Origin of the sequence: Maribacter sp. 4U21, assembly GCF_002742365.1 — a bacterium.
Classification (GTDB): domain Bacteria; phylum Bacteroidota; class Bacteroidia; order Flavobacteriales; family Flavobacteriaceae; genus Maribacter.
Genome location: NZ_MDGN01000042.1, coordinates 1 through 2,863, shown reverse-complemented (window position 1 = coordinate 2,863; position 2,863 = coordinate 1). Strand labels below are relative to the sequence as shown.

General features: G+C 43.5%; 3 protein-coding genes and 1 pseudogene. 3 read left to right on the top strand and 1 reads right to left on the bottom strand.

Annotation, left to right across the window (positions count from 1 at the left end):
• From BFP77_RS08665 to BFP77_RS08655, 3 genes are all read left to right on the top strand, one after another.
• Positions 1–441 (top strand): integrase core domain-containing protein (locus BFP77_RS08665; RefSeq protein ID WP_143751882.1); only part of this gene is annotated, 441 nt, incomplete at its 5' end.
• Positions 442–555: 114 nt separating this feature from the next.
• Positions 556–897 carry a type II toxin-antitoxin system RelE/ParE family toxin gene (locus BFP77_RS08660; RefSeq protein ID WP_099573641.1) on the top strand — a complete coding sequence of 114 codons (342 nt, stop codon included), beginning with the start codon at positions 556–558 and terminating at the stop codon, positions 895–897.
• Positions 894–1,181 (top strand): helix-turn-helix domain-containing protein, encoded by a 288-nt coding sequence (locus BFP77_RS08655; RefSeq protein WP_076614752.1) that lies wholly within the window; start codon positions 894–896, stop codon positions 1,179–1,181. Before BFP77_RS08660 ends, BFP77_RS08655 begins: the two co-directional genes overlap by 4 nt.
• Before the next feature lie 98 nt (positions 1,182–1,279).
• On the opposite strand, the pseudogene BFP77_RS17585 reads toward BFP77_RS08655, so the two are convergent.
• A pseudogene (locus BFP77_RS17585) lies at positions 1,280–2,863 on the bottom strand (IS1182 family transposase); the annotation flags it as partial.

The following is a 2,863-nucleotide window of genomic DNA, read 5'->3' as shown; positions in this document are numbered from 1 at the left end:
ACTATAAAAGGCTTTTGTTACTTAGCGCTAATTACAGATATGCACAGCCGTAAAATCGTTGGGTATGACATCAGTAATAGCCTAGAACTTAAAGGTTGTGTGAGAGCTTTAAATAAGGCCTTATATCAAGCTAAAGATATTAAACAACTTATTCATCATTCAGATAGAGGCATACAGTATTACAGTAACCTTTACACTCAAATTTTAAAGCGTAATAACATCTATATCAGTATGACAGAAGAAAATCATTGCTACGAAAACGCAATGGCAGAACGTGTAAATGGTATATTAAAAGACGAGTTCTATCTTGATCAAACCTTTGATAGCCTACAACACGCTAAAAGAGCAACAAAAAATGCGATAAATCTATACAACGAAATAAGATTACATTTATCTTTAGACTACAAAACACCCAATATGGTATATAAATTAACAGCGTAAATCAATTTTTAACCTGTAGCCATATTTCAGGACTAGACATTTAAAACCTACTCAAAAGTTTACAATTAACGAAACTTTATTTATATTTGTTTCAAATTTGATTTTATAACAGGAATGATAAAACGATTTGAAACGAAATTGCTTGAAGAAGCTTTTGAATTTGTAGAAAAGCAAAACCTAAAAACAAGGAAGAAGATATTTCAAAATATAAGAAGAGCAGAACAACAATCTGACCCAAAGTTCTTTAAAAAACTGACTGACGATATTTGGGAATTTAGAACCTTATATTCTGGAATTCAATATCGCCTTTTAGCCTTTTGGGACAAAGATGATAGAACCGAGACGCTAGTTTTTGCTACTCACGGAATTATTAAGAAAACAAGCAAAGTGGATAAGAAAGAAATCGACAAAGCTGACAAAATCAGAAATACATACTTTAAAAATAAAAATAAATGAAAAGTTACACTTTAGACCAAGCAGAAGACCTTTTAATTGGAAAAAAGGGAACTGAAGAAAGAGACGAATATGAATTTGAGTTAAAACTTGAATTGATTGGTGATATGATAAAAACCGCGCGAAAAAAAAGAAAATTGACTCAAGAGCAATTAGGAGAATTAGTCGGAGTAAAAAAAGCGCAAATATCAAGACTTGAAAATAGCACTGGAAATGTGACTTTTGAAACTGTAATGCGTATTTTCAATGCTTTGGGAGCAAAACTGAATTTAAACTTACAGATGTAAAATAACGTTTGCCAACACCGGTAACCGTTGCACAAGCTTGTGATTTTCAAAATACAGATTGAATACAAGTCCCTTTAAGGGGCTTTTTTCTTGTCGGCTCAGAAACGGAAGTCCAAATTCCGATGCGTCACGGAAGCTTGAAACAGGTTTTGGAGCACACTTTTGGCCAATGCCTTCAAAGCAAGCTGTCCCGCCCCGCTTTTTACCCGTTTTCGTTCGAATTTCAGGTACTTCTTCAAATTATAGGCGATGGCCGAAAGGTGCATCACCTTGTTGGCCTGTGCAAGGCCGATGGTGTTTATCTTTCGCAGCACCATGAACTGTGTGAGCGTCCCGAACACGGGCTCGACCGTACTTTGCCGTTTGCCCTTCATGTACCTCCCCTGTGGACTGTTGACCCTTTCGTTATTACGTTCGTACTCTTCCCGGTAATAGGTAACGCTGAACTTCTTCTCCTGTGCACTCTTTCCCAGGCACCGTTCCCGTACGGGGCAGCCCAGACAGACATGTTTCCGCGCACGGTACCCCTTCTTCTTTGTCCTGGTGCGACCGTCAAGGAAAACCTTGGTGAAGGGGATCACCTTTCCTTGTGGACACAGATAATGGTCATGTTCTTCAACGTACACAAAACCATCGGGGCCGCCCTTGTAGGTGCCGTGCGGTGGAATGAAACTCTTTAGCCCCTGCTGTTCCAGAAAGGCATAGTTCTCGCCCGAACTGTAGCCCGTGTCCGCTACGCAGTTTTCAAAAACCATACCCTGTTGCCATAACCTTCTTTGTAAGCGGTGTACGATATCCTGTAGCTGTTGATTGTCCTTCCCATCGGCATGGTAGGCCCTGATGTCGGTGATCACGTGGTGCGCGGTATCGACGCTCAGTTGTGAGAGGTAGTTCAGCTTGCGCGCCTTACCCGGCTTTACACTTATCCTGGCATCTGGGTCGGTGGGACTGTCTTGCCTCCGACGAGCGAAGCGAGAGGAAGGCATTGTTGCTCGTGTACTTCGCTCCTTTGTTACCGGCACCCGGCCGTTGGTCCTGGTCCTTGGCCCATCTCTTGTTACGGCCCTTTATCGCGTCAAGTTCCCTCTTGCTCGCAGTAATACCCCGTTGACCTTCATCCGATTTATCGTTCTTGGATTTACGGTGGGGAACTTCTCTGTCCATCGAACTGAGGGCACGTACCTTTCTTAGGTGTTCGTCCAGTTCCTCTTCGGGCACCTTCAGCTCCAGGGTATCCATGCTCGCATTGGCCTTCACGGGAGCCGAATCTATCGCCTGGGTATGCCCGCCCACCATACCCTTTTCCACGCACATGGCCAGCACCTTGGTGAAGACTTCCACGAACACCGCTTCCGGGAACAGTTGCCGCGTTCGGCTTATCGTACTGTGCCACGGAAGCTCTTCATCGATATCATAGCCTATGAAGAACAGGATATCCAAACGCATCGAACAATGGTCGATAAGCTTGCGGTCGCTGATGATGTTCTCCAGATAGCCCACCAAACACAGCTTGAAGAAAACGACCGGGTCGATGCTCTTCTGGCCGCTCTCCCCATAATGTCCCTTGGTCAAAGGATAGAGGAAATCCAAATCGACGGCACCCTTCAAACGCCTGTAGAAATTGTTCTTGGGTATACGTTCGCTGAGCTGGAAGCTCGCGAACAGCTTTTCCTGGTAATCCT

Coding starts and splice junctions, on each gene's coding strand:
- BFP77_RS08660 (WP_099573641.1), top strand. CDS start 556: ATGATAAAACGATTTGAAACGAAATTGCTTGAAGAAGCTTTTGAATTT.
- BFP77_RS08655 (WP_076614752.1), top strand. CDS start 894: ATGAAAAGTTACACTTTAGACCAAGCAGAAGACCTTTTAATTGGAAAA.